The sequence below is a fragment of the Amycolatopsis albispora genome (assembly GCF_003312875.1).
GTDB lineage: Bacteria > Actinomycetota > Actinomycetes > Mycobacteriales > Pseudonocardiaceae > Amycolatopsis > Amycolatopsis albispora.
Genome location: NZ_CP015163.1, coordinates 6714963 through 6740878, shown reverse-complemented (window position 1 = coordinate 6740878; position 25916 = coordinate 6714963). Strand labels below are relative to the sequence as shown.

At 70.4% G+C, this 25916-nt stretch carries 22 protein-coding genes and 1 pseudogene; 6 read left to right on the top strand and 17 right to left on the bottom strand.

The genetic code is table 11. The annotated features are described in order from the left end of the window. Position 1: 1 nt before the first annotated feature. The 4 genes from A4R43_RS31845 to A4R43_RS31830 form a co-directional block, all read right to left on the bottom strand. Positions 2 to 766: an SDR family NAD(P)-dependent oxidoreductase gene (locus tag A4R43_RS31845; protein ID WP_113695467.1), complete on the bottom strand. Its 765-nt coding sequence runs from the start codon at positions 764 to 766 to the stop codon at positions 2 to 4. Between the two features lie 4 nt (positions 767 to 770). Beyond that, positions 771 to 1490 (bottom strand): type III secretion system chaperone family protein, encoded by a 720-nt coding sequence (locus A4R43_RS31840; RefSeq protein ID WP_113698013.1) that lies wholly within the window; start codon positions 1488 to 1490, stop codon positions 771 to 773. A gap of 91 nt (positions 1491 to 1581) precedes the next feature. Next, the gene (clpB, locus tag A4R43_RS31835; RefSeq protein ID WP_113695466.1) at positions 1582 to 4176 is read right to left on the bottom strand and encodes an ATP-dependent chaperone ClpB; all 2595 of its coding nucleotides are present in this window, start codon (positions 4174 to 4176) and stop codon (positions 1582 to 1584) included. A 118-nt stretch (positions 4177 to 4294) separates the two neighbouring features. Continuing rightward, a complete protein-coding gene (locus tag A4R43_RS31830; RefSeq protein ID WP_113695465.1) occupies positions 4295 to 4759 on the bottom strand; it encodes a MarR family winged helix-turn-helix transcriptional regulator in 465 nt (154 codons plus the stop codon). Positions 4760 to 5132: 373 nt separating this feature from the next. On the opposite strand from A4R43_RS31830, the gene A4R43_RS31825 reads away from it, so the two are divergent. Further along, positions 5133 to 6308 (top strand): globin domain-containing protein, encoded by a 1176-nt coding sequence (locus A4R43_RS31825; protein ID WP_162788657.1) that lies wholly within the window; start codon positions 5133 to 5135, stop codon positions 6306 to 6308. 84 nt (positions 6309 to 6392) lie between these two features. Beyond that, positions 6393 to 7499, top strand: a pseudogene (locus A4R43_RS44870) (globin domain-containing protein). Between the two features lie 675 nt (positions 7500 to 8174). On the opposite strand, the gene A4R43_RS31815 reads toward A4R43_RS44870, so the two are convergent. The 7 genes from A4R43_RS31815 to A4R43_RS31785 all read right to left on the bottom strand — a co-directional run bounded on the left by A4R43_RS31815 (position 8175) and on the right by A4R43_RS31785 (position 15402). Beyond that, positions 8175 to 8612: a heat shock protein transcriptional repressor HspR gene (locus A4R43_RS31815; RefSeq protein WP_113695463.1), complete on the bottom strand. Its 438-nt coding sequence runs from the start codon at positions 8610 to 8612 to the stop codon at positions 8175 to 8177. A gap of 1 nt (position 8613) precedes the next feature. Continuing rightward, a complete protein-coding gene (dnaJ, locus tag A4R43_RS31810) occupies positions 8614 to 9783 on the bottom strand; it encodes a molecular chaperone DnaJ (protein WP_113695462.1) in 1170 nt (389 codons plus the stop codon). A 27-nt stretch (positions 9784 to 9810) separates the two neighbouring features. Then, positions 9811 to 10554, bottom strand: coding sequence for a nucleotide exchange factor GrpE (gene grpE, locus A4R43_RS31805; protein WP_113695461.1), 744 nt, complete (start codon positions 10552 to 10554; stop codon positions 9811 to 9813). Then, entirely contained in the window at positions 10551 to 12431 is a 1881-nt protein-coding gene (gene dnaK / locus A4R43_RS31800) for a molecular chaperone DnaK (protein WP_113695460.1), read from the bottom strand. Before dnaK ends, grpE begins: the two co-directional genes overlap by 4 nt. A 133-nt stretch (positions 12432 to 12564) precedes the next feature. After that, complete coding sequence (locus tag A4R43_RS31795) at positions 12565 to 13944, bottom strand: alpha/beta hydrolase (RefSeq protein ID WP_236808402.1); 1380 nt, start codon at positions 13942 to 13944, stop codon at positions 12565 to 12567. Continuing rightward, positions 13941 to 14603 carry a DUF4097 family beta strand repeat-containing protein gene (locus A4R43_RS31790; protein WP_113695459.1) on the bottom strand — a complete coding sequence of 221 codons (663 nt, stop codon included), beginning with the start codon at positions 14601 to 14603 and terminating at the stop codon, positions 13941 to 13943. Before A4R43_RS31790 ends, A4R43_RS31795 begins: the two co-directional genes overlap by 4 nt. 25 nt (positions 14604 to 14628) lie before the next feature. Then, positions 14629 to 15402 (bottom strand): DUF4097 family beta strand repeat-containing protein, encoded by a 774-nt coding sequence (locus A4R43_RS31785; RefSeq protein WP_113695458.1) that lies wholly within the window; start codon positions 15400 to 15402, stop codon positions 14629 to 14631. A gap of 163 nt (positions 15403 to 15565) precedes the next feature. Here A4R43_RS31785 and A4R43_RS31780 point away from each other — a divergent pair, with 163 nt between their 5' ends. Then, positions 15566 to 16099: a YbhB/YbcL family Raf kinase inhibitor-like protein gene (locus A4R43_RS31780; protein WP_113695457.1), complete on the top strand. Its 534-nt coding sequence runs from the start codon at positions 15566 to 15568 to the stop codon at positions 16097 to 16099. A gap of 56 nt (positions 16100 to 16155) precedes the next feature. On the opposite strand, the gene A4R43_RS31775 is transcribed toward A4R43_RS31780, so the two are convergent. From A4R43_RS31775 to A4R43_RS31765, 3 genes are all read right to left on the bottom strand, one after another. After that, positions 16156 to 17076: a serine hydrolase domain-containing protein gene (locus A4R43_RS31775; protein ID WP_113695456.1), complete on the bottom strand. Its 921-nt coding sequence runs from the start codon at positions 17074 to 17076 to the stop codon at positions 16156 to 16158. Between the two features lie 167 nt (positions 17077 to 17243). Further along, a complete protein-coding gene (locus A4R43_RS31770) occupies positions 17244 to 17804 on the bottom strand; it encodes a TetR/AcrR family transcriptional regulator (RefSeq protein WP_113698011.1) in 561 nt (186 codons plus the stop codon). 5 nt (positions 17805 to 17809) lie between these two features. Beyond that, positions 17810 to 18136: a DMT family transporter gene (locus tag A4R43_RS31765; RefSeq protein ID WP_113695455.1), complete on the bottom strand. Its 327-nt coding sequence runs from the start codon at positions 18134 to 18136 to the stop codon at positions 17810 to 17812. Between the two features lie 151 nt (positions 18137 to 18287). On the opposite strand from A4R43_RS31765, the gene A4R43_RS31760 reads away from it, so the two are divergent. Together A4R43_RS31760 and A4R43_RS31755 are read left to right on the top strand one after the other, a co-directional pair. After that, complete coding sequence (locus A4R43_RS31760) at positions 18288 to 20585, top strand: (Fe-S)-binding protein (RefSeq protein WP_113695454.1); 2298 nt, start codon at positions 18288 to 18290, stop codon at positions 20583 to 20585. An 11-nt stretch (positions 20586 to 20596) separates the two neighbouring features. Next, positions 20597 to 21352, top strand: a complete 756-nt coding sequence (locus A4R43_RS31755; RefSeq protein WP_113695453.1) for an MBL fold metallo-hydrolase — start codon at positions 20597 to 20599, stop codon at positions 21350 to 21352. A gap of 7 nt (positions 21353 to 21359) precedes the next feature. On the opposite strand, the gene A4R43_RS31750 is transcribed toward A4R43_RS31755, so the two are convergent. The 3 genes from A4R43_RS31750 to A4R43_RS31740 form a co-directional block, all read right to left on the bottom strand. Next, the gene (locus tag A4R43_RS31750) at positions 21360 to 21833 is read right to left on the bottom strand and encodes a carboxymuconolactone decarboxylase family protein (protein ID WP_113695452.1); all 474 of its coding nucleotides are present in this window, start codon (positions 21831 to 21833) and stop codon (positions 21360 to 21362) included. Positions 21834 to 21915: 82 nt separating this feature from the next. Next, complete coding sequence (locus tag A4R43_RS31745; RefSeq protein ID WP_113695451.1) at positions 21916 to 24078, bottom strand: esterase-like activity of phytase family protein; 2163 nt, start codon at positions 24076 to 24078, stop codon at positions 21916 to 21918. Between the two features lie 39 nt (positions 24079 to 24117). Next, the gene (locus A4R43_RS31740) at positions 24118 to 24621 is read right to left on the bottom strand and encodes an Lrp/AsnC family transcriptional regulator (RefSeq protein ID WP_113695450.1); all 504 of its coding nucleotides are present in this window, start codon (positions 24619 to 24621) and stop codon (positions 24118 to 24120) included. Positions 24622 to 24716: 95 nt separating this feature from the next. Between A4R43_RS31740 and A4R43_RS31735 the strand changes: the two genes are divergently transcribed. After that, positions 24717 to 25895: an MFS transporter gene (locus A4R43_RS31735; protein WP_205215115.1), complete on the top strand. Its 1179-nt coding sequence runs from the start codon at positions 24717 to 24719 to the stop codon at positions 25893 to 25895. Positions 25896 to 25916: the final 21 nt, after the last annotated feature.

Here is a 25916-nt window from a genome sequence, read left to right as displayed (position 1 = left end):
CCTAAGTACGGCCGCGTCCGGCGAAGCGGCCCGCGGCGAAGCGGATCAGCGAGCGCGGCACCACCCGCAGCACCGCCACCAATGCCTTGTACTGCGGGCTGGGGATGGACACCCAGCGCCCGCGGCGCAGATCGGCCAGCCCCTCGTCCACCACCCGCTCGGCGTCGAGCCAGAACAGCTTGGGGCCCGGCTTGTCCAGCCCGGCCCGCTGGTGGAACTCGGTGTGCGTGAACCCGGGGCACAGCGCCATCACGCGCACGCCGGTGCCCTGCACCGAACCCGCGACGCCCTCGGTGAACGAGGTGACGTAGGTCTTGCTGGCGGTGTAGGTGGACCCGCGGCCGGGCAGGAAACCGGCCACGCTCGACACGTTGATCACGTCACCGCGGCCGCGTTCCAGCATGCCGGGCAGCGCCGCGCGGGTGAGCCGAAGCACCGCGGTGACGTTGACGTCGAGCTGCGCCTGCAACTGCTCGAGCGAGGCGTCCTGGAGTTCGCCGTCGAGCCCGAACCCGGCGTTGTTGACCAGGAGATCGACCCCGGCGGACACCCGCGCTTCGACCTTCTCGCGGCCCTCGGCGGAAGCCAGGTCAGCGGTCAGCACCTCGGCGCCGACGCCGTGGCGTTCGGTCAGCTCGGCGGCCAGCCGCTCCAGGCGCGCGGTGTCCCTGGCGACGAGCACCAGGTCGTAACCTTCGGCGGCGAGCCTGCGTGCGAACGCGGCGCCGATGCCGGCGGTGGCGCCGGTGACCAGTGCGGTGCCCACGGCCTCAGTCGCCTGCCTGCGGGCGGTACTCGGAAGCGGCGGAGCCCTGGCTCTGCCAGTGCCTGCCCTCCGGCTCGGCCTCGACGGCGTCGTCGAACGGGTCCACGATGTCGGCGATCTCACCGAGGTCGCGCAGCAGCCGCTCCAGCCGCGACGGGCCCGCGTTGGGCGCGACACTGGCAAGCACCCACTCGTTCTCCAGCCAGGCCACGCCGACGTCCCCGCCGAGCGCGTCGGCCGCGTCCACCAGGTCCTGGGTGATCACCGCGCGGGCGCCTTCGGCGTCGTCCGCGAAGGCGTAGCGCTGGCCGACCGGGCCGAGCAGCTCCGGCATCTCCGCGCGCTGGAACGGCACGCTGGCCAGCCACAGCTCGACCAGCACCTGGTGCACGCGGTTGCAGCGCACCGCCACGATCACCGCGGGGATCTGGCCGTCGGACTCGATGTCGAAGACAAAAACCGGACGGCGGCCGTCCGAGGTGAAGGTGGACCCGGCCACCACGTTGACCGCGGCCTCGGCCCCGAAGTAGCCGATCGCGCCGCCGGACCACTGCCGCGGCAGGCGTTCGTCCTCCTCGACGAACTCCCAGCCGCGCAGGTCCGCCCAGCGCATTCGCTCCCGGTTGCGCGAGCCCTCCCGTGCCCGGTCGGCACCGAGCAGCCCGAGCCCCGCCACCAAGGCGACGGCGGCGATGACGAACCAGATCCACGCCGGAATACCCACGAACACCAGCGTATCGCCCTGGCCCCGGGGACCGGGATCAGCACGCCGTGTCGCCCCCACCCGATCGAGTGGGGGCGACTACGCGCGTAACTCAGACCCGGGTCACGGTGAGCGAATCGCTGGCTTCCTCGGCCGGGATGTCCACCCGGACCGTGTCGCCGTCGCGGACCTCACCGCCGAGCAGCAGCCGCGCCAGCTGGTCGCCGATCGCGGACTGCACCAGCCGCCGCAGCGGCCTGGCCCCGTAGATCGGGTCGAAGCCGTTGAGCGCCAGCCACTCGCGGGCCCCGTCGGTGACCTCCAGGGTGAGCCGCCGCTGCTGCAGCCGCTTCGCCAGCCTGTCCACCTGGATGTCCACAATGGACGTCAGCTGCTCGGTGCCGAGCGCGTGGAAGACCACCAGGTCGTCCAGCCGGTTCAGGAACTCCGGCTTGAAGTGCCGCTGCACCACCGAGAGCACCGCGTCGCGGCGCTGCCGGTCGTCCAGCGCGGCGTCGGCGATCGCCTGCGAACCGAGGTTCGAGGTGAGCACCAGGATGGTGTTGCGGAAGTCGACCGTCCGGCCCTGGCCGTCGGTCAGCCTGCCGTCGTCGAGCACCTGCAGCAGCACGTCGAACACGTCCGGGTGCGCCTTCTCCACCTCGTCCAGCAGCACCACGCTGTACGGGCGGCGGCGCACCGACTCGGTCAGCTGCCCGCCCTGGTCGTACCCGACGTACCCGGGCGGCGCGCCGACCAGCCGGGCCACCGAGTGCTTCTCGGCGTACTCGCTCATGTCGATCCGGAGCATCGCGCGCTCGTCGTCGAACAGGAACTCGGCCAGCGCCTTCGCCAGCTCGGTCTTGCCGACGCCGGTCGGGCCGAGGAACAGGAACGAACCGGTCGGGCGGTCCGGGTCGGCCACCCCGGCACGCGAGCGGCGCACCGCGTCCGAGACGACCTTGACCGCCTCGTCCTGGCCGATCACGCGCCTGCCCAGCTCCTCCTCCATCCGGAGCAGCTTGCCGGTCTCGCCTTCGAGCAGGCGGCCCGCCGGGATGCCGGTCCACGCGCTGACCACGTCCGCGACGTCGTCCGCGCCGACCTCCTCCTTGAGCATCACCTCGGCCTGCACCGCCTTCTCGGTGGCGGTGGCGGCCTCCAGGTCCTTCTCCAGCGCGGGGATCTTGCCGTAGCGCAGCTCCGCGGCCCGGCCGAGGTCGCCGTCGCGCTCGGCACGCTCCGACTCACCGCGCAGCTGCTCGAGCTGCTCCTTGAGGTCGCGGACCCGCTCGATCGAGCCCTTCTCGTTCTGCCAGCGCGCGGTCAGCGCGGTCAGTTCCTCACGCTTCTCGGCCAGCTCGGCGCGCAGCGCCTCCAGCCGCTGCTTCGAGGCGGCGTCGTCCTCTTTGGACAGCGCCATCTCCTCGATCTCCATCCGCCGCACCGCGCGCTCGACCTCGTCGATCTCCACCGGCCGCGAGTCGATCTCCATGCGCAGCCGGGAGGCCGCCTCGTCGACCAGGTCGATCGCCTTGTCCGGCAGGAACCGGGCGGTGATGTAGCGGTCGGACAGGGTGGCCGCGGCAACCAGCGCGGCGTCGGTGATGCGGACACCGTGGTGGACCTCGTAGCGCTCCTTGAGCCCGCGCAGGATGCCGATGGTGTCCTCGGCCGACGGCTCGCCGACCAGCACCTGCTGGAACCGGCGCTCCAGCGCGGCGTCCTTCTCGATGTGCTGGCGGTACTCGTCGAGCGTGGTGGCGCCGACCATGCGCAGCTCACCGCGGGCGAGCATCGGCTTGATCATGTTGCCCGCGTCCATCGCGCCCTCACCGGTGGCCCCGGCACCGACGATCGTGTGCAGCTCGTCGATGAAGGTGACCACCTGGCCGGCGGAGTCGGTGATCTCCTTGAGCACGGCCTTGAGCCGCTCCTCGAACTCACCGCGGAACTTCGCGCCGGCCACCATCGAGCCGAGGTCGAGCGCGACCACGCGCTTGCCGCGCAGCGATTCGGGCACGTCACCGGCGACGATCCGCTGGGCGAGCCCCTCGACGATGGCCGTCTTGCCGACGCCGGGCTCACCGATCAGCACCGGGTTGTTCTTGGTCCGGCGCGAGAGCACCTGCACCACCCGGCGGATCTCGGTGTCGCGGCCGATGACCGGGTCCAGCTCACCCGCGCGGGCGCGCGCGGTGAGGTCGACGCCGTACTTCTCCAGCGCCTTGAACGTGCCCTCCGGGTCCGGGCTGGTGATCCTGGCCGAGCCGCGGACCGCGGTGAACGCCTCGCGCAGCGCCTCCGGCGTGGCGCCGTGGCGCTTGAGCAGGTCGGCCACCTGGCCGCCCTCCGCGGCCAGGCCGACCATCAGGTGCTCGGTGGAGACGTACTCGTCGCCCAGCTCGGTGGCCAGCTTCTGCGCGTGGGTGATCGACTTGACCGCGTGCGTGTCGAACTGCGGCTGCGAAACCGTGGCACCGACCGCGGACGGCAGCGCCTGGGTGATCGGCTCGAGTTCCTTGTGCACCTGCTCCGGGTCCGTCCCGACCGCGGTCAGCAGCGGCCCGGCGAGCCCCTCGCCCTGGGCCAGCAGCGCGCCGAGCAGGTGGGCGGGCGCGATGTCGGGATTGCCGGCGACGGTCGCCGCCTGGGCAGCCGACGAGATCGCCTGCTGGGTCTTCGTGGTCGGGTTGAAAGCGTCCATCCCTCACCTCATGTCGTGCGTCCCTTGACGCAAGCCTTCCGGAAAAGTCCTCGACATGCTCAACGTCAGGAAAGTTGAGTCTGTTCCACTCAACTCTGGATTGAGGGAAAGTCGCAGGTCAGCGCGAACCGGAGCGGCGATCGAGGGTGGTGCGCAGGCTGTCGTTGGCTGCTTTCAGCCGTTCGGTGAGCGCCTGCAGCTCGTCGGGGTCCCAGCCGGACAGCGCGTCGGTGAGGAAGTCGGTGTACTGCCGCCGCCAGCGGACCAGCTCCTGCTCGCCGCGCTCGGAGACCCGGATCAGCGCGGCGCGGCCGTCCTCCGGCGCGGGGCGGCGCTCGATCAGCCCGGCCGCGGTCAGCTGCGCCACCTGGCGGCTGACCACCGAGACGTCGACCATGCGCCGCTTGGCCAGTTCCGACGGCCGCGACTCGCCGAGCTGGGCGAGTTCGGCGAGCAGCCAGGCGGAGGCGGGGTGCAGCCCGTTCTGCGCCTGCCACAGGTGCGTGGTCCACGCCTGCTGCAACTGCGCGTTCACTTTGAGTTGCCGCACCAGCTCCAGCGCGGCCTCGTCCGTCGGACCCATGGGTCCAGCCTCCCCGTCACCCCGGCCGGTGGAAAAATCCGGACGGTTACTAGTTGCTTGTTACAACTATTTTACCAGTGATCCATCACACGTCCGCGCTACCTACTTTGACCCGGACGGAGCAACGTAACCGAGGTTTACCCGGCCTGCGACTACCCTCCGAGGTGAACCACTGGCCTGTTTACCTCGATCGACTTATTCCGAAAGGGGGAATATTCCCTACACCACAACCCCTGGGTCAAGCCGCTGGCCTGCCCCGGTCGGCGGAACCCACAGCGACACGCATTAATGAATAATCCAGGCCACAATCGGCGTGCGGACCACCCCGCCGAACACGCCGAGCAACCGGACGAGGAGCCGACACCCGCCAGCGATGACAGCAGAACCGGTCAGCCCAGTACCCAGGTCCTCCTCGCCGAGGGAGACGCCGCCCGCCGTCGCGGCGATGGTGCGGCTGATTCGTGACACCTGGGCGAAGGCCGAGCCGTACACGCCGGAGATCTCCCAGTTCTTCTACGGCATGCTGTTCACCCTCGCACCGGCCACCAGGGACTTCTTCCCGATCAACATGGAGGTCCAGCGGGGCAGGCTGGTGCGCGCGCTGGTGCACATCGTGCAGATGGTGGACCGCCCCGACGACCTGGTGCCGTTCCTGCGCCAGCTCGGCCGCGACCACCGCAAGTTCGGTGTCATCCCGAACCACTACGAGGCGGTCGGCACCGCGCTGCTCGCCGCGCTGAAGACGAACCTCGGCCCGGAGTGGACGCCCGAGGTGGAGCGCGCCTGGGCCGAGGCGTTCACCATCATCGCGCGCGCGATGCAGGAGGCCGCCGCGGCCGACCGGCACCCCGGCTCGTGGACCGCGACCGTCGCCGAGCACCGGCGGCTCACCTGGGACCTCGCGCTGGTGCTGGTCGAGCCCGACCAGCCGGTGCCGTACCAGGCCGGGCAGTACCTGAGCGTGGAGGTGCCGCAGCGGCCGCGGCTGTGGCGGTACCTCTCGCCGGCGAACGCGCCGCGCGAGGACGGTTCGATCGAGTTCCACATCCGCGCGGTCGACGGCGGCTGGGTGTCCCGCGCCATCGTCAGCCACACCGCGCAGGGCGACCGCTGGCGCCTCGGCCCGCCGCTCGGGCGGCTGACCGTGGACCGCGAGTCCGGCCGCGACGTGCTGATGATCGCCGGTGGCACCGGGGTGGCGCCGCTGCGCGCGATGCTCGACGACCTGGCGCAGTGGGGCGAGAACCCCAAGGTGAAGCTGTTCTACGGCGGCCGCGACCGCGAGGACCTCTACGACCTGGAGGAGCTGCGCTCGCTGGCCGCGGTGAACCCGTGGCTGACCGTGGTCCCGGTGGTGGAGAACAATCCCGGGTTGCCCGGGTTCGAGCAGGGCACGCTGGCCGAGGTGGTCACCAAGTACGGCGCGTGGCCGAAGCACGACGTGCTGGTCTCCGGTTCGCCGGGCATGATCCGGGCCACCGTTTCCCGCATGCTCGTCGCCGGCACCGCGCTCGACCAGATCAAGTACGACCCGTTCACCATCGACTGAGCGCCCTTTTTACCGCGCGTATCGATATTGCTCCATTCGAGCTGAAAGCACGGCGATCCGGCGCCGTTTCCCGACCCACTACCCGTGACCATTTCGGCGGACTGGAGCACAACCAGCGGAACCAGGCTGATCAGGGAAAGCTTTGCCAAGATCGAATCGAAGGCGCCCGGACTGGCGCAGTTCTTCTACGGGTGCTGTTCACCGTTTTCCCGGAGACGAGAGCGCTTTCCCGGCCAACATGAGCACCCAGCGGGACCGGTTGCTGCGGGCGCTGGTGCACGTGGTCCGCCTGGCGGACCAGCCGGAGCGGCTGGGTCGCGACCACCGGAAGTTCGACGTGGTCGCGCATCATTACGACGCGGTCGGGGTGGCGTTGCTGACCGCGTTGAAGCGGTACCTCGCCGACGACTGGACCGCGGAGGTGGAGCGCGCCTGGACCGACGCGTACGGGGTGATCGCGAAGTCCATGCGCGAGGCGGCGGAGGCCGAGCAGGGTCCGGCGTGGTGGCCCGCGCGGGTGCTCGAGCACCGGAAGGCCACCGCGAACGTGGCGGTGATCCGGGTGCTGCCGAAGCACCCGGTGCCGTTCCGGGCGGGCAATTACGTCAGCGTGCAGGTGCCGCAGCGGCCGCGGATGTGGCGGTATTTCTCGCCGGCCACCGCGCCGCGCACGGACGGGGTGCTGGAGTTTCATGTGCGCGCGGTGGACGGCTGGGTGAGCCGGTCGATCATGCACCACACGAAGCCCGGCGACGAATGGCGCATCGGCCCGGCGCTCGGCACGCTCGCCGTGCGGCGGGCGGAAAAGCGGAAACTACTCCTGATCGGCGGCGGCACCGGCCTGGCCCCACTGCGGGCGATCGCCGACGATCTGGCGCGGTGGAAGCAAACCCGGCCGTGCACCTGTTTTTCGGCGGCCGGGCGCCGGAGGACCTCTACGACCTGCCCACCCTGAAAATGCTGGCGGCAACCAATCCGTGGTTGACCGTGGTGCCGGTGACCGAGGAAGGCAACCTCCCCGGTGGGGAACACGGCACCCTCGCCGACGCGGTGCTGAAACGAGGCCCATGGCCGAACACGGATGTCCTGCTTTCGGGCTCGCCGTCGATGATCAGGGCGACCATGGCGCGCTTGGTGGCGGCAGGCGTGCCAGCCGCCCGAATCCGGTACGACCAGTTCACCGTGGACTAAGCGAGCGTGCGGCGGACATCCCGCGGGATTGCGATCAGGCACCGCAGCTTGATGCGAACATTGATGGCACGAGTGCGCGGGGCGGCACGGGCAGTGGCGGGGCCGGTTGGAGCGGTCCCACCCGCTGCCCCTAGCTAGCGGCAGCGATCAGCCCAGTACGACCAGGATGGCTACGGCGGCCAGCAGCCCGGGTACGACCAGGGCGGATATGGCGGTGGTCAGCGTTCGGCCGTGGGCACGGACACCTGAAAACACTCGACGGCTCGGCCCAGTGCCCACCGCCGATTCACGACGCATCGGGCCGGGCGCGAGTGACCCCACGCGCGCCTTCCGCGAAGACTTGTTGTGCCTCAAGGGATACACCGCACCCGCCACCGGGCTCAGCGAGCATCGCGGTGAGGATCTTCGAGGCAGCGGGGCAGATCGAGGTGATCCACCGAACCCGGCGCGCATCCTCGACCCAGAGCCCCAGAAAACCGGCAGCCCCAAACACCGGCAACCCCCGCCCACCTCGGGGGGACGTCCCTAGGCCAGTCTACGGCGTGGCGCCCTCGTGGGATGGGTGCTCGCCGGGGCGCTGTGGACGGGTGGGCGGGTGTGGATAGGTGGGTGGGTGTGGGCAGGTGGGTGGGTATGGGATAAACCCGGGTGGCGCGCCTCGGTGGGGGAGTCCGGTCAGCGGCGCGGGCGGGGGCGCCAGACGACCAGGGCGGTTTCGTTTCGCATGGGGACGAGGTCCTTGCGGTACGAAGCGTGCACCGCGGCCGCGGCCTGTTCGGCGGCGGCGTAGGCGGCGGCCAGTTCCTCCGTCAGTTCGGTCACCCGCGCACGCAACGCGTCCACCTGGTTTTCGAGTTCGATGATGCGCTTGATCCCGGCGAGGTTGACGCCGTCCTCCTGGGACAGCCGCTGGACTTCGCGCAGTAGGGCGATGTCCCGCAGTGAATACCGCCGGCCGCCCCCGGCCGTGCGGCCGGGGGAGACCAGCCCCTGGCGGTCGTACGACCGCAGGGTTTGCGCGTGCAGCCCGGAGAGCTGGGCGGCCACTGAGATGACAAAAACCGGGGTGTCCTCGTCCTGCGGCATGCCGCCCGGCAACGACGAACCGAACATGTCAGCTCCGTTCCCTGATCAGCGCGGTGATCTCCGGACGCGGGTCGTGCTGCGCGGAGGCCTCCGCGTAACTCTCCAATGCCGCCCTGGCCTTGTCGTCCAGCCGGGCGGGCACCGCCACCTGCAGGGTGACCAGCAGATCGCCCTGGGTGCCGTCGCGCTTGGTGATGCCCTTGCCGCGCACCCGCAGCACCCGGCCGCTCGCGGTACCCGGCGGCACCTTGACCGAGACCTTGCCGTCGAGCGTCGGCACCGTGATCGTGCCACCCAGCGCCAGCTCGGTGAAGCTCACCGGCACGGTGATGGTCAGATCATTGCCCGATCGGCCGAACACCGCGTGCGGGGCCACGTGCACCCGGACGTACAGGTCACCCGGTTGCGCACCGCCCCGGCCCGGCTCGCCCTGACCGGCCAGCCGGATGCGCTGGTCGTCGTCCACCCCGGCGGGGATCCGGACGGTCAGCGTGCGGGTGCGGGTGCTGATGCCCTCGCCACCGCACTCCCCGCACGGGTTGTCGATGATCGTGCCGCGGCCACGGCAGTCCCGGCACGGCTCCGAGAAGGCGAACGCCCCCTGGCTCCGGCTGACCAGCCCCGAACCACCACAGGTGCCGCAGGTCCGCGGTGTGGTGCCCGGCTTGGCGCCATTGCCACCGCAGGTGGCGCAGGTCGCCGGGCTGGACAGGCGCAGCGGCAGGGTCGCGCCCTTGACCGCCTCGACGAAGTCGATCCGGACATCCGTTTCCACGTCGGCGCCGCGCTGCGCGCGGTTCGCCGTGGCACCGGCGGCACCACGGCGGCCGAACAGGCCGCCGAGGATGTCACCGAGGCCACCGAAGCCCCCGCCTTGTCCGGCGGCGTTTCCGAAGATATCGCCGAAGTCGGTGCCACCGGCTCCGCCTCCGGGAAACCCGAAACCCCCGGGGCCGCCCGACCCGAAAAGGCGCCTCGCCTCGTCGTACTCCTTGCGCTTGGCACTGTCGGACAGCACCCCGTACGCCTCGGACACCGCCTTGAACTTCTTCTCGGCTTCGGCGTTGCCCGCGTTGGCGTCCGGGTGGTTCTCCTTCGCCAGCTTGCGGTAGGCCTTCTTGATCTCGTCCGCGGAGGCGTCGGAGGAGACGCCCAATTCACGGTAGAAGTCCTTACCGATCCACTCCCGAGCACTCATCGGGCGTCTCCTCCCTCCGGCTTGTCGCTATCGGCTGTTCTCATCAAGGGGCAGCTCACCGGACTGCGTGGCGTCCAGCTCCGGCTCGGCCTCGGCGGACGCGGGAGCCTCGGCGGCCGCGGGGGCCTCGCCCGGCTCGTGGTCGGTCACGCCGACCAGCGCCGCCCGCAGCACCCGATCCCCGAAGCGGTAACCCCGGCGCATCACCAGGGTCACCGTCGGACCGTCCACTTCGGACGAGGTGTTGTGCTGCACGGCCTCGTGCACGCTCGGGTCGAAGGGCTCGCCCTCCGCGCCGAACGGCTCGAGCCCGGCCCGCTGCAGGCTGGCCACCAGCTTGTCGGCCACCGCCTTGAACGCGCCGGTGAGGTCACCGTGCTGCTCGGCCCGCTCGAGGTCGTCGAGCAGGGGCAGCAGGTCACCGACCACCCCGGCCTTCGCCGCGTTCACCACCTGCTCGCGGTCGCGGTCCACCCGGCGCCGGTAGTTGGTGTACTCGGCCTGGAGCCGCTGGAGGTCGGCGGTGCGCTCCTCCAGCTGCTTCTCCAGGTCGGACACCGGCTCCACCGACTCGTCCACAATGGACTCGCCGAGGGAGGGGCCGGCGTGCTTGCCGTCCGCCGCGGGCTCCTCCGCTTCGGGCGAAGGCCGCAGCTCACCGGTCACCGGGTCGATCTTGCGGCGATCGCGCACCACGACTCGCGGCTCCTCTGGCTCTTCACCGGTCCCGTGCCGGGGACCCTCGGAGTTTTCGCGATTCGCGTGGGTCACTTCTTCTCGCCCTCCGCGCCCTTCTTGTCGTCCTCGTCGACGATCTCGGCGTCGACGACGTCGTCGGCCTTGGCCGAGGACCCGGCACCCGCGTCACCGCCGGGCGCACCGGCGCCCGCCGCGTCCTGGGCGGCGTTCGCGTTGGCGTACAGCGCGGTGCCCAGTTCCTGCGAAGCCGCGTTCAGCTTCTCGATGGACTCGCGGATCTTCGCGGAGTCGGTGCCCTTGAGCGCCTCGTTCGCCTCGTCGATCGCGGTCTTGACCTTGCCCTTGAGCTCGTCGGGCAGCTTGTCCTCGTTGTCCTTGACGAACTTCTCGGTCTGGTAGACCAGCGTCTCGGCCTGGTTGCGGGTCTCGGCCTCCTCGCGGCGGGCCTTGTCCTCCTCGGCGTGCGCCTCGGCGTCCTTGACCATCCGCTCGATGTCCTCCTTCGGCAGCGCGGAGCCACCGGTGATGGTCATCGACTGTTCCTTGTTGGTGCCGAGGTCCTTCGCGGTCACGTGCACGATGCCGTTGGCGTCGATGTCGAAGGTGACCTCGATCTGCGGCACGCCACGCGGCGCCGGCGGCAGCCCGGTCAGCTCGAACATGCCGAGCTTCTTGTTGTGCGCGGCGATCTCCCGCTCACCCTGGAAGACCTGGATCTGCACCGAGGGCTGGTTGTCGTCCGCGGTGGAGAAGATCTCCGAGCGCTTGGTCGGAATGGTGGTGTTCCGCTCGATGAGCTTGGTGAACACCCCGCCCTTGGTCTCGATGCCCAGCGACAGCGGGGTCACGTCGAGCAGCAGGACGTCCTTGACCTCACCCTTGAGCACACCGGCCTGCAGCGCCGCGCCGACCGCGACCACCTCGTCCGGGTTCACGCCCTTGTTCGGCTCGCGGCCGCCGGTCAGCTCCTTGACCAGGTCGGACACCGCGGGCATGCGGGTGGACCCGCCGACGAGCACCACGTGGTCGATGTCGCCGACGCTGATGCCGGCGTCACGGATCACGTTGTTGAACGGCTGGCGGGTGCGCTCGAGCAGGTCGTTGGTGATCCGCTGGAACTCGGCGCGCGACAGCGTCTCGTCCAGGAACAGCGGGTTCTTGTCCGCGTCCACGGTGATGTAGGGCAGGTTGATGCTGGCGCTGTTCGAGCTGGACAGCTCGATCTTCGCCTTCTCCGCCGCCTCGCGGATGCGCTGCAGCGCCATCTTGTCCTTGGTCAGGTCGATGCCGTTGGAGGCCTTGAACTTGTCGACCAGCCAGGTGACGATGCGCTCGTCCCAGTCGTCACCACCGAGGTGGTTGTCACCGGAGGTGGCGCGGACCTCGACCACACCCTCGCCGATCTCCAGCAGCGACACGTCGAAGGTGCCGCCACCGAGGTCGAAGACCAGGATGGTCTGCTCCTTCTCGCCCTTGTCCAGGCCGTAGGCCAGCGCGGCCGCGGTCGGCTCGTTGACGATGCGGAGCACGTTCAGCCCGGCGATCTGGCCGGCTTCCTTGGTGGCCTGCCGCTGCGCGTCCTCGAAGTACGCGGGCACGGTGATCACCGCGTCGGTGATCTCCTCACCGAGGTAGGACTCGGCGTCGCGCTTGAGCTTCATCAGCACGCGCGCGCTGATCTCCTGCGAGGTGTAGTTCTTGCCGTCGATCTCGGTCTTCCAGTCGGTACCGATGTGCCGCTTCACCGAGCGGATCGTCCGGTCGACGTTGGTGACGGCCTGGTTCTTGGCGGGCTGCCCGGTCAGCACTTCGCCGTTCTTGGCGAAGGCGACGATGGACGGGGTGGTCCGAGAACCCTCCGAGTTGGCGATGACCGTCGGCTCGCCGCCCTCCAGGACGGCGACGACCGAGTTGGTCGTACCGAGGTCGATGCCGACCGCTCGCGCCATGGTTTGTTCCCTCTCTCTGTCTCACGCTGGGCTGTGCCGCCGCGTTGAGCGGAGCACACTCAAGTTCTATCCGGAGCCGCTTTGCCAGGTCAACTTGGACTTGAGCGAGGGCGACTCAACCTTTCTGCCTGGCTCAACGTACCTGGGGTGCCGCTTGTTCCCGGCAGACGGCACCGATTTCCGGAAGCACCCCGTTGACCAGGTAGTCCGCCGCGTGCGCGCGGGCGCACGGCGAGTGGAGCAGGGCGGCGTGCCCGTCGCGGTCGTCCATCAGCAGGCGGCTGCCGTCGATCCGGGCGCTCAGGCTCTCCGCCCAGCGCAGCGGGGTGGCCGGGTCGTGGGTACCGCCGATCACCAGCACGGACGGAGTACCCGTCACGTGGCGATATGACGGTGGGTTGCGTGGTGACATCGGCCACGCGGCGCAGCCGGTGGCCATCTCCCAGAACTCCGAGTACCGCCACGTCCGCGGCGCGACCCGCCGGAGTTCGTCGGCCCACCGGCGGTGGACGCCCGCGGTCAGCACCGCGGGGAAGTCCTGGCAGGAGACCGCCCGGTAGGAGCCGTACTCTGGGGAGTTGAACCGCGCGGTCCGCAGCAGCGGGCCGGTGTCCCCGGCGTCGGCGGCCGCAAGCGCTTGCGCCAGCTGTGGCCAGGCGGCCTTGAGGTTGAGGTAGTCGTAGAAGCCGTCGGTCAGGTCTTCGGCGTCCGGCCTGGTCATCAGCCGGTCGAACTGGGCCGCGCACTCCCCGCAGGTGGCGAAGAAGCGGTTGGCCGAATCCTCGATGGCGACGGCCTCGTCGCGGGCGGCGACCAGCGTCGGCAGCGCGTGGTCGACCGGCGCGTCCAGCACCATCGACCGCACGCGTCCCGGGTGGAGGTCCGCGTACAGCTCACCGATCTCGGTGCCGTAGGACATGCCGTAGAAGGAGATGCGCTCCTCACCGAGCGCCCGCCGCAACGCCTCCACGTCCTCGGCGACGCTGAGCGTGTCGACGTGCCCGAGCAGCGGGCCGGTGCGGTCGAGGCAGTCCTGCCCGGCCCGGCGGTTCGCCTCGGTGAGCCGGTCGAAGTCGCCGAACCGGCTCACCGACGGGTCGTGCAGCGACGCCGGAGCGCACCGGACCGGCGAGCTGTGGCCGACCCCGCGCGGGTCCAGCCCGACCAGGTCGAACCGCTCGGCGAGCACCGCACCCTCGGGATTCCCGGCGACCATTCCGTTGTAGGCCACCACGTCCACCGCCGAGCCACCCGGCCCGCCCGGGTTCACCAGCAGCGAGCCGATCCGGTTGGCCTGGTCGCGCGCCGGGGTCCGGTTGACCGCGAGGTCGATGCGCCGGCCGTCCGGCCGCGACCGGTCCAGCGGCACGCTCAACGTGGCGCACTGCAGGTCGGGCGGGGTCTGCGGGGTCGCGCACGACCGCCACTCGAGCGCACCTTCCGCCCCCTGCGCGGTGGGTACGACCAGCGTGGTCAAGCCCAGTGCGGCAGCCCCGGCCAGTGCCCGGATCATGCGGTGCGGACCGTCACGTCACCGGCCGAAGCGTCGACTTCCACCGCGTGCGGGGCGCCGGGCGTGTTCGGCACGGAAACGTTGCTGTTGCCCGCATTGGCGTCGGTGCGCACGCGGTAGGTGCCCTGCGGCACGGTGACCGTCACCTTGCCCGCCGACGCCTTGACCGTGGTGTCGGCCGGTGTGACCAGCCCGACCTCGACGTTCCCCGCGGAGGCGTGCACCTTCGCCGCGCCGGCGAGCTGCTGGAGCACCACGTTGCCCGCGGACGCCTCGACGTCGGTGGCGCCCGCGCCGGTGACGGTCACGTTCCCCGCTGCCGCCTTGCCGGTGACCGGCAGCGCGGCCGGGATGACCACGTCGTAGTTCACCGAGCATTCGTCGCCGCACCGGTCGAGCACCAGCGTGTCGCCCTCGACGCGGTGCGAGTGGCCCGGCCTGGTGCCGCGGTAGTGCACGTCGCGCCGCAGCGAAACCGGCGCGCCCGGCTCCACCCGGATCTTCACCTCGCCGGCCGGCACGTCGAACCGCACCTTGCTGATCTGCTCCGGCACCGGCGTGCCGTCGCTGAAGCTCTCCTGCGGGGTGAGCGCGTCACACCCCGACAGCACCAGCGCCGACGCCGCCACCCCGGTCAGCACCCAGCCAGTCTTTCGCATTTCCCCGTGATCCCCTTCAGTTGTTTCAGGCCTGGCGAACGGTGACGTCGCCGCTGTCGGTGTCCAGCTGCAGCAGCACGCTGGTGCCACCGCCACCGGTCGGGATCGAGATGTCCCGGCTGCCGCTGTCGGTGTCGCCGTCCACGCGGTAGCTGCCGGGCGGCACGGTCACCTCGACCGAGCCGCTGTCGGCCTGCGCGCGCACTTCCTGCGCGGCGGCCATCACCAGCTCGATGTCGCCGGAATCCGCCTGGGCGTCGACCCGCCCCCGCAGGCCGGTGCCCTGGACCGCGCCCGAGTTGGCGACCACCTTGACCGCGTCGCCGATGCCGGCGAGCGTGACGTCCCCCGAAGAAACCTGCACGGTGACCGCCCCCGGCACGTCGCGGACGTCAACGCTGCCCGAATCAGCGGTGACGTCCGCGGCGGCCACCCCGGTCAGCACCAGTTCGCCGGAATCGGTGTCCCCCGACACCGTGGTCCCGAACGGCACGACCACGTCGTAGTCCACCGAGCACCAGTTGCCGCAGTCGGCGAGCACCAGGTCTTCCCCGTCGACCGAGTAGCTCTGCTCCGGCTCGCCCCAGCGGTAGTCGAAGCGCTGGACCACGGTGCTCTGCTGCACATCCGCGGCGCGGATGTGTACGTCGCCCGAATCCACGGCGAGGCGCACCCGCTGGATCCGCTGGTCGACCTGGGCGGTCGCCTCGCTCGTCGACGGCCACCACCAGCCGAAACCGATGGCCGCACCGGCCACGATCAACGCGATGCCGCCGATGGCTAGCCCGGGCCGCCCCATTGAGTCCTCCCCATGCAGGTTTCTTCTGCGGGAAACGCTAAGGCGTGGCACGGGTGCGGACATCCGGGTGAACCCCCGAATGTCCCCTGAGGTTGTCCCTACCCTGCCCTGGCCCCGGCGCGCCGATAGCCTGTGCCGGGTAGCCGACGCACAGGAGGATCGCATGCCTCAACCGCCCAACCCGTACGACTTCCTGCCCGCGGTGCCGCAGTTCACCGTGCGCAGCGGCGACCTCGCCGACGGCGCCGCACTGGGCACGCCGCAGCTGAGCGGCATCTTCGGTGCCGGTGGCGACGACGTCTCGCCGGAACTGTCGTGGGAGGGCTTCCCCGCGGAGACCAAAAGCTTCGCGGTCACCTGCTACGACCCCGACGCCCCGACCGCCAGCGGGTTCTGGCACTGGGCCGTGTTCGACATCCCGGCTTCGGTGACCTCGCTGCCGACCGACGCGGGCAAGAACCCGGAACCCGCGCCCGGCGCGGTGACCCTGAAGAACGACGGTGGCCTGAACCGGTTCCTGGGCGCCGCCCCGCCGCCGGGGCACGGGCCGCACCGGTACATCTTCACCGTGCACGCCGTCGGCGTGGAGTCGCTGGACATCCCGGACAGCTCGACCCCGGCCTTCCTCGGCTTCAACCTCTTCTCGACCACGCTGGGCCGGGCGCACCTGACCGGCATCCACGAGAACAAGGGCTGACCCCGCGAAGCGCATGAATGTGGCTTTCATAGCGTTTGGCGCTATGAAAGCCACATTCATTGCACGAGGGCGGCCAGGGCGGTGGAGACGGCCATGACGCCGCCCGAGTTCGCGATGGCGGTGTAGGTGACGTGCCTGCCGGGCAGGTGCACGCTGCGGAAGTTCACCCCGGCGTCACCGCCTTCCAGTGCGAACCCGCCCGGGACGAGCCACAGGCCCATGCCGTACTCCGTACCTTCGAACATCCGCTCCGGAGTGGAAATGATCCGGCCGCCCAGCAACGCGTCCCAGAAGGCGTGGATGTCGGCGACCGTCGAATAGATGCCGCCGTCGCCGTGGCCCCGCACCGGGACCTCCAGCACGTTCGTGCGGCCGTCCTCCAGATATCCGGTCGCCGCGTTCGCCGGCAGGTCGTCGGACCGCAGGAAAGCCGTGTCCACCATGCCCGCCGGCTCGCAGATCCGCTCCCGCACCAGCTCGTGGAACGACTTCCCGGCCACCCGCTCGGCCAGCACGCCGAGCAGCACGTAACCGCCGTTGTTGTAGGAAAACCGCGTGCCGGGCGGGAATTCGGCGGGATGTCCGGCCAGCGCCGCCAGGTAGTCCGAAGTGGACGCGAGCAGGCACTGCCCCGGCGGTGCCGGGCCGTCGTCGGGGCAGTAGTCGCCGATGCCCGAAGTGTGCCGCAGCAGGTGCCCGACCGTCACCTCCGGGTGCACCAGCGGCAGTTCGTCCCCGAGCACCGAGCGCACCGTGGTCGCTTCGGCCAGCAGCCCGGAGTCGATCAACGACAACACGGTCGCCGCGGTGAACCCCTTGGTACCGCTGGCGAGCGCGAACCGCGTCTCCAGCGTGTTCGGCACTTCGTACGCCCGGTGCGCGTAGCCGTACGCCTGCGCGAAGACCGTCTCGCCGCCGCGGTCCGCCCGCGCCACCCCGGCGAACGGAGAGCCGGGCACCACAACCGAAGAACCCACCCAAACTCCCCCTTCCCCATCCCGGTCCACAGCCAAAACACGGCGAAGGACCCCTTGTCAAGGTACGCTTTCCAGCCTTGACAAGGGGTCCTTCGCCGTCGTCACAATAAAAGAGCCCGGGTGGGATCCCGAATGCACCAGACGGGTCTGCGGGTTGATCCCGAACATCAGCGCGGCTTCAGCAGGTAGTCGACCACCGGCCGCAGTTCCTCCGCCGACGGCGGTTCGTCGTCGATCAGGCCCTGCACCAGCAGCCCGTCGATGCCGGCGAGGAACACCCTGAACGCCACCTCGTCATCATGCCGGACCATCGAGGTCAGCACGTCCAGCCAGCGCCGCGCCGCGGGCCGCAGTTCCGGGCGCCGCGCGGCGAGCAGGTACAGCTCGTACTCCGCCATCGTGCGACCGCGCTGCGGGCCGAGCGCCTCGGCGAGCAGGGACGCGACCTCCTCGGCACCGCGGCTCCCGCGCGAGCGCGCGCGGTCGATCATCCAGTACACCTCGGTGGCCATGTCGCGCGCGCACGAGATGAGCGTGGCGATCAGCAGGTCGTCGAGGCTGTCGAAGTGGTACGTGGTCGAGGTCAGCGGCACCCCGGCCTCGGCGGCCACCGTGCGGTGGGTGACCCCGGCGACGCCGTCGCGCTCGATCACGCGCAGCGTGGCGTCGATGATCTCCGCGCGCCGCTTCTCCCCGCGTGCCTTGCGGCCGTCCGTCTGCCGTTTCAGCGTGGTCAATGCGCTCGCCCCACTTCCAGCAGGACCACACCCGCCATCACCAGCACCAGCCCGGCACCCATCGTCCAGTTGAAGCCCTCGTTGAGGAAGACCGCGCCGATCAGGGCGACCAGCGCGACCCCGGCCGCCGCCCAGATGGCGTAGGCGACGCCGATCGGCAGCCCGGCCTTGAGCACCTGCGCGAGCATCGCGAAGGCCAGCCCGTACCCGAGCACCACGATCACCGAAGGGATCGGCTTCGAGAAGCCCTCGGACAGCTTCAGTGAGATGGTGGCCGTCACCTCGCCCGCGATGGCGACGGCCAGGAGAAGGTACGCGCCCATGCCCCGAAACTACCGGAACGATCGTCCCACTAACCAGCGAGTTGTGCGCCACATCCGTGGGACTTCTCGCGCGCCAATTGGTTACTGATGAGTAATCAGCGCTACCCTCCTCGCACCACCACATGCCAGATGAACCCCGGAGGCCCCCGACATGGGTGCTGTACAGCTCACGCTCGGGCTGATCGCCGTCGCGCTCAGCCTGGTCGCCTGGAGCATGTTCGTCGCGACGATCGTGCGTTTCGTCAAGATCATCCGCCTCGGCCAGCCGGACCCGACCCGGCGCGGGCCGTTCGTGCCGCGGCTGAAGACGCTGATCAAGGAGTTCGCCGCGCACACGCGGATGAACAAGCTCAAGCACGTCGGCCCGTGGCACTGGCTGGTGATGTGGGGCTTCCTGATCGGCTCGCTGGCCCTGTTCGAGGCCTACGGTGAGGTCTTCGTGCCGACCTGGGGCTGGCCGATCCTGGACCACTGGACGCTGTGGCACCTGCTGATGGAGATCCTCGGCGTCGGCACCGTGGTCGGCGGGATCGCGCTCGTGCTGATCCGCCAGGCCAACCACCCGCGCCGCGCCGACCGCGTCTCGCGGTTCTCCGGCTCGGACTTCAAGTCGGCCTACTTCGTCGAGGCCGTGGTGATCATCGAGGGCCTCGGCATTCTCGGCGTGCGCGCGGCGAAGTCCGCGATGGGCTCGCACGACCTGCCGCTGTGGGCCGGTTTTGTCTCCGAGCCGCTCGGCAACCTGCTGCCCGCCAGCGGCGACCTGGTCTCCGCCTTCGCCTTCGTCAAGCTGATGAGCGCGGTGGTCTGGCTGTACGTGGTCGCCAGGAACATGACCATGGGCGTGGCCTGGCACCGGTTCAGCGCCTTCTTCAACATCTACTTCAAGCGCGAGAACGACGGCGGGGTGGCGCTCGGCGCGCTCAAGCCGATGATGAGCGACGGCAAGCCGCTCGACTTCGAGGAAGCCGACCCGGAGAAGGACGTCTTCGGCGCCGGCAAGATCGAGGACTTCAGCTGGAAGGGCTGGCTGGACTTCACCACCTGCACCGAATGCGGCCGCTGCCAGTCGCAGTGCCCGGCGTGGAACACCGGCAAGCCGCTGTCGCCGAAGCTGGTGATCACGCAGCTGCGCGACCACGCCTACGCGAAGGCGCCGTACCTGCTGGCCGGTGGCCGCAAGGACGCCACGGGCGAAGAAGTGGGCCTGACCGGCGACAACCCGCACGCGGGCATCGACGTGCTGGCGCTGGCCGAGGCCGAGCGCCCGCTGATCGGCGGCCCGGACGAGCTGGGCGTGATCGATCCCGAGGTGCTGTGGTCGTGCACCAGCTGCGGGGCCTGCGTGGAGCAGTGCCCGGTGGACATCGAGCACGTGGACCACATCGTGGACATGCGCCGCTACCAGGTGATGATCGAGTCGAACTTCCCGACCGAGCTGAACGGGATGTTCAAGAACCTGGAGAACAAGGGCAATCCGTGGGGCCAGAACGCCAAGGACCGGCTGGCCTGGGCCGAGGACCTGGACTTCGAGGTGCCGGTGTTCGACGGGGAATTCGGCGACACCGAGTACCTGTTCTGGGTCGGCTGCGCGGGTGCCTTCGAGGACCGCGCGAAGAAGACCACCCGCGCGGTGGCCGAGCTGCTGCACATGGCCGACGTCAAGTACACCGTGCTCGGCCCGGAGGAGACCTGCACCGGTGACCCGGCGCGCCGCGCGGGCAACGAGTTCGTCTTCCAGATGCTCGCGCAGCAGAACGTCGAGGTGCTGAACTCGGTGTTCGAAGACGTCGAGCCGCTCAAGCGCAAGATCGTGGTGACCTGCGCGCACTGCTTCAACACGCTCGCGAACGAGTACCCGGAGCTGGGCGGGCAGTACGAGGTCGTGCACCACACGCAGCTGCTGAACCGCCTGGTGCGGGAGAAGCGGCTGGTGCCGGTGGCGCCGATCGCCGAGGACGTCACCTACCACGACCCGTGTTACCTGGGCAGGCACAACAAGGTCTACGACGCGCCGCGTGAGCTGGTCGGCGCTTCGGGGGCCGCGCTGCGGGAGATGCCGCGGCACGGCGACCGGTCGATGTGCTGTGGTGCCGGTGGCGCGCGGATGTGGATGGAAGAGCGCATCGGCAAGCGGATCAACGTGGAGCGCGTGGACGAGGCGCTCGGCACCGCACCCTCGAAGATCGCCACCGGCTGCCCGTTCTGCCGCGTGATGCTGACCGACGGGGTCACCTCGCGCCAGAGCGACGGCATGGCGAGCGAGAAGGTCGAGGTGGTGGACGTGGCGCAGCTGCTGCTCACCGCGGTCAAGCGCAAGCCGGCCCCCGCTCCGTCCGCTGTGGACACTTCGCTGCCGCGGAACGGCTCGGACCCGCTGGAGGAGAAGCAGGACATCCCGACGGACAAGGTGCCCACCGGCACCCTACTGTCCGAAGAGGACAAGTAGGAAGCCCGGGAGTGGGTGCGGAACTCCGGCTGACCGTGCTGGGCAGCGCGACGCCGTACCCACTTCCCGGCAATCCCTGCTCCGGCTACCTGGTCTCGGCCGGCGGCACCAGGTTGTGGCTGGACGCCGGTACCGGCTCGCTCGGCGAGCTGCGGCGGCACACCCGGCTCGACCAGCTCGACGGCATCTGGCTTTCCCACCTGCACGCCGATCACAGCGCCGACCTGCTGACCGCCTACTACGGCGCGTTGTCCGCCGAAATCCGGCTGACCAGGCCGATCCCGTTGTTCGAGCCGCCGGGCACGGCCGATCGGCTGGCGCACTTCCTGACCAACGGCCCCGAGCGCAGCCCGGTCGAATCGGCCTTCGCGATCACCGAACTCCACGACGGCCACACCGCCCGCGTCGGGGAGCTCACCCTGACCACGGCGGCCGTGGAGCACGGCATGCCCGCCTTCGCCGTACGCATCGAAGGCGGGGGCCGCAGCCTCACCTACTCCGGCGACACCGCGCCCTGCGCGAAGCTGACGGCACTGGCCCAGAACTGCGACGTGCTGCTCTGCGAAGCCGACAGCGACACGGAAACCCCGGTGCACCACACCCCGGAGGACGCCGGGGAAACCGCGCGCCGGGCCGGGGCGGGACGGCTGGTCGTCACGCACGTCGGCCCCTTTGTCACGCCCGAAGACGCGGTGGCCCGTGCGGTGACCCGCTTTCCCGGCCCGGTCGAGTACGCGGACCCCGGCCGTTCGTTCACCATTCAGTGAAACCGGCTCAGCCGAACTGGCCGACCACGTAGTCACCGGCGGGCTGCCGCACCGCGACGTTGAACCGGTTGAACGCGTTGATGATGGCAATCGACGCCACCAGCGCGCCGAGCTGTTCCTCGTCGTAGTGCTTCGCCGCGTTGGCCCACACCTCGTCGCTGACCCCGCCCGCCGCGTCGGCGATGCGGGTGAGCTCCTCGGTCAGTTCCAGCGCGGCCCGCTCGGCCTCGGTGAACACGGTGGCCTCCCGCCACGCCGCCACCAGGTTCAGCCGGACCGTGGTTTCCCCGGCGTGCAGCGCGTCCTTGGTGTGCATGTCGGTGCAGAAGCCGCAGCCGTTGATCTGGCTCGCGCGCAGCCGCACCAGTTCCTGCGTGGCCAGCGGGACCGACGAAGCGTCCACCGGCTTGCCCGCCGCGATGAGCCCCTTCATCGACTTGATGAGGACCGGGTTCTCGAAGACGTTCAAGCGAGCTTCCATGATGCTGTCTCCTTTTGAAGTCGAGTACACCGATAGGACACGGCGGCTCGACCGGATGTGACAGCACGGGATGTGACCTGAGTCACCGCCCCAAGCGCAGCAGGACCGACTCGCCGGGCGCGTCCTCCAGGCCGTCGTTGTCCACCGCGGCGAACAGTTCACCACCGGCGACGGCCAGCCCCTCCGGCTTGTCGGCGACCACGCCGCCGCCCGCGCGCAACGCGGGCAGCAGGTCCCGGTGCTCCTGCTTGCCCACCAGCGGCTTCAGCGACCCGGCCGGCACCGGCACCAGGCTCGAAGTGTCCACTTTGTACACCTTCTTGACCTGTGCCTGGGCCCCGCGCCGGTTGTCGCGCTCCAGGACCAGCAGGGTGTGTGAGTCGAGCGCGGTCAGCTCGGACAGTCCGACCCAGCCGCCCGCGGGCGCGGCATCCAGCGGGTAGGCGGCGAACGCCCATTCACCGGTCGCCGGGGTGTAGCGGGCGAGTGTGGTCTGACCCGGCTGGTTGTCCTTCCAGCCGCGCTGCACGGCCGCCCAGACGTGCTCACCGAGCACCGCCACGCCTTCGAACCCGTTGCTCGTCGCGCCCGCGGCGATCGTGCCGGGCAGCGGGACCTCCTGCTGCACGCGGCCGCGGTCGTCCGTCCGGACCAGCAGGTTCTCCGTGCCCTTGCCCGGGTCACCTTCGACCGCCAGCCAGTAACCGCCCCTGGTCGCGGCGATGCCTTCGAGGTCGTACGAAACCGGCTGGCCGTCCTTGGTCACCACCTTCTCGCGGAGCACGGTCGCGGGCGCGCGGTTCACGTCGACGGTGAGAATCCGGCTGGGGGTGTACGCGTCGTCGGTCACCGCGGCGAGATGGCGGCCGTCGGCGGAAAGTCCCGACAGCGCCCCGAAACCGATGCCCCGCGAGGTGATCGACGGCGCGCCTTCGTTGCGCTGGAGCGAGCTGGCCAGCGGTTCGGACGTGAGCTGGTAGCGGCTGAGCGAGGACCGCACCTTGTCGTCGGCCGAATCCTCCTCGGCCGAGACCACCAGCGCGCCGCGCGCCGGGATCGGCAGCAGCCCCTCCGGGCCGACCCCGGTGGGCAGGCCCTGCACCAGGCGCGGTTTCCGCGGGTTGTCCACGTTGTACACCGCGACCAGGTTCGCCCGCTCCAGGCCGACAAAGGCGTAGCGGTGCTCGCCGTAGGTGGCGACGGCCAGGCCCTCCGGCTCGACGCCCTTGTTCTCGGCGCGCCCCTCCGGGTACTGGCCCTGCCTGATCGCCAGGTTCTCCAGATCCGCGCCGGAGCTGAACACCACTTCGCCGGAGCGTGCGTCGAAGGCGGTCCACGTCCGGCTGCCGCCCTGGTAGTCGCCTTCGTCGGCGGTGGCGAGCGTGCGGTCGTCGAGCCAGCCGACGGCGTCCGGCTCACGCGGCGCGGTCACCACACCACGCGGGTCGATCCGGCCGTCCTCCACCGTGTCCACACCGTCCACAGTGGCCACTCCGGCGGAGAAGTGCCGCCGGACGGCGCCGGTGGCCAGGTCGGCGACCACCAGGTGGTTGTTCTCCTGCAGGGTCACCGCGACCTCGTTGCGGGAGTTGATCGAGACGTACTCCGGCTCGGGGTCCTCCGGTGCCACCGCGGCGAGCCCGGTCAGCTCGGTGCGCCGCACGGACCAGTCCGCCGGGGCGCCGGTCAGGTCGGCGATCGCCAGGAACCCGGCGGGCGGCTGCGGGAGCGCACCGTCGTTCACGTCCTCGTCGCGCTCGTTCTCCACCGCGATCGCGGCGTACCGGCCGTCGGGGGAGATGTCGATCGAGTCCGGCTGGCCGCCGAGTTCGTGGGTGGCGACAACCTGCCTGCTCGCCAGGTCGACCACCTGCAGCACGCCCGAGGGCGCGGTGAACGACTCCGAAGTGTTCACCGCGACCAGCGCCAGTCCGTCGCGGATGTCCACCGAGGTGGGTTCACCGGGCATCGGCAGCACTCCCTGCGGCACGAGCCCGCCGTGGTCGTCCACCCCGGCGAAGCCGATCCGCTCGGCGGGCGAATCGGTGTAGACCACCGTGCGGCCGTCCGGGGTGGCGGCCGCGATCTCGGCCGCGGTGTGCTCGTCCGGCGAGGAGTTGAGGTACACGGGGAGCGTGGACACCCGTTGGAAGCGCTGGTCTTCGCCGCGTGCGCTCGCCGCGGGCACGGTCACCGCGAGCGCGAGTGTGACGACGAGCACACCCGTTTGCTGGAGTCTGTTCACGCGAGCTTCTTAGCCCGCCCGGGTGAACAGCAGGCCAACTCAGCGCCGCCAGCCCTCCGACCGCGACGCGCGCAGGAAGTCCTCGGCCGGCGGCTCGACCGGCCTGCCCTCGTACTGCGTGGACAGCACCACAGTGGACCGGATCTCACCGTGGTTGCCGAGCCGCTCCTGCACGCCTTCGAAGTGCTCCAGCGAAGCCGTGCGCACCTTGAGCATCGCGCAGCGGTCGCCGCTGACCTTGTGGATCTCCACCACCTCGGGATAGTCCTCGGCGCGGCTGGTCTTGAGCAGGCACTTGCCGAGCGAGCACCGCATCTCCACGAACGCGGTCAGCGGGTACCCGGCGCGGCCCGGTTCGACCTGCGCGCGGTAGCCGCTGATCACGCCCGCCTGCTCGAGCCGCCGCACGCGCTCGGCCACCGCGGGTGGCGAAAGGCTGATCCGGCGGCCCAGTTCCTTGAACGACAGCCTGCCGTCGCCCTGCAGCTCGGCCAGGATGCGCCAGTCGAGCTCGTCCAGCGGTCTTTCCATGCGAAAGCTCACCCCCGCCCCGCACTTTACGCGCGACAGGCAACTGGCTGGGAACTCCGCTTTCCGGCCATTCGAATCGCCGTTGTTCCTGCCTAACCTTGATTCCCATGACACTGCCGACGACCCCCGTGGTCAGCCGACGCCGCGTGATGGCCGCCCTGTTCACCGGGGTCGCGTGCATGAACATCGCGATGGCGGGCGCGAGCACCGCCGGCGTGCTGATCGCCACCGAGTCGCCCGGTCCGGGGTGGAGCGGGGTGCCGTCGGCGGCCGGGGTGCTCGGCACCGCGGCGGGCGCGCTCGGCTCGGCCCGGCTGGTGGTCAGCCACGGGCGGCGGCGGTCCCTGCTGATCACCTACGGCCTCGGCTCGTTCGGCGCGCTGCTCGCCGCGGCGGGCGCGGTGACCGGGCTGTTTCCCGTGCTGCTGGTGGGTTTGCTGGTGCTCGGGCTCGGCAACGGCGGCGCGCAGCTGTCCCGGTACGCGGCCGCCGACCTCTATCCGGACGAGCGCAAGGGCCAGGCGTTGTCCGCGATCGTCTGGGCGGGCACGGTCGGCGCCTTGGCCGGGCCGCCGCTGATCGCGCCGGCCGCGCGCACCGCCGATCTGCTCGGCCTGCCGGGACTGGCCGGACCGCTGCTGGTCGCCGCGCTGGTGACGGCCGCGGCCGCGGTGGTCAGCGCCGCGCTGCCACGGTCCATCCCGGACGCTCACCCGCGAACGCCGGAAACCTCTGGGAGTGAAGGATTCGCGGTGGCCTTCGCGCAGCGCGCGGTGCGCGGGCCACTGCTCGCCATGGTCGCCGCGCAGGTGGCGATGGTCGCCATGATGACCATGTCGGCGCCCCAGCTGCACCAGCACGGGCACGGCCTCGACGTGGTCGGCTGGATCCTGACCGCGCACATGATCGGCATGTTCGCGCTGGCACCGCTCTCCGGCCGGATCGCGGACCGCTGGGGTGGCCGCGTCACCATCTTCGCCGGCATCGGCACGCTCGCCGTCGCCTCGGCCGCGGCGGTGGCCGCGCCGACCTCGCACACCGCGGGCATCCCGCTGTCGTTGTTCCTGCTCGGCTACGGCTGGAACCTGGTTTTTGTCGGCGGGAGCAGCCTGCTCAGCACGCAGCACCGGAAGCTGCAGGGCACAGTGGACGCGGTGGTGTGGTCGACCTCGGCGCTGGCCGGGCTGGCCGCCGGTCCGCTGTTCGCGCTCGGCGGCTACGTGCTCGTCGCGGTGGTCGCCGGGGTGGCCGCGCTCATTCCGCTGGTAGCGCTGACCGACCACTGAATTGCCGCGCACCGCGAGGTC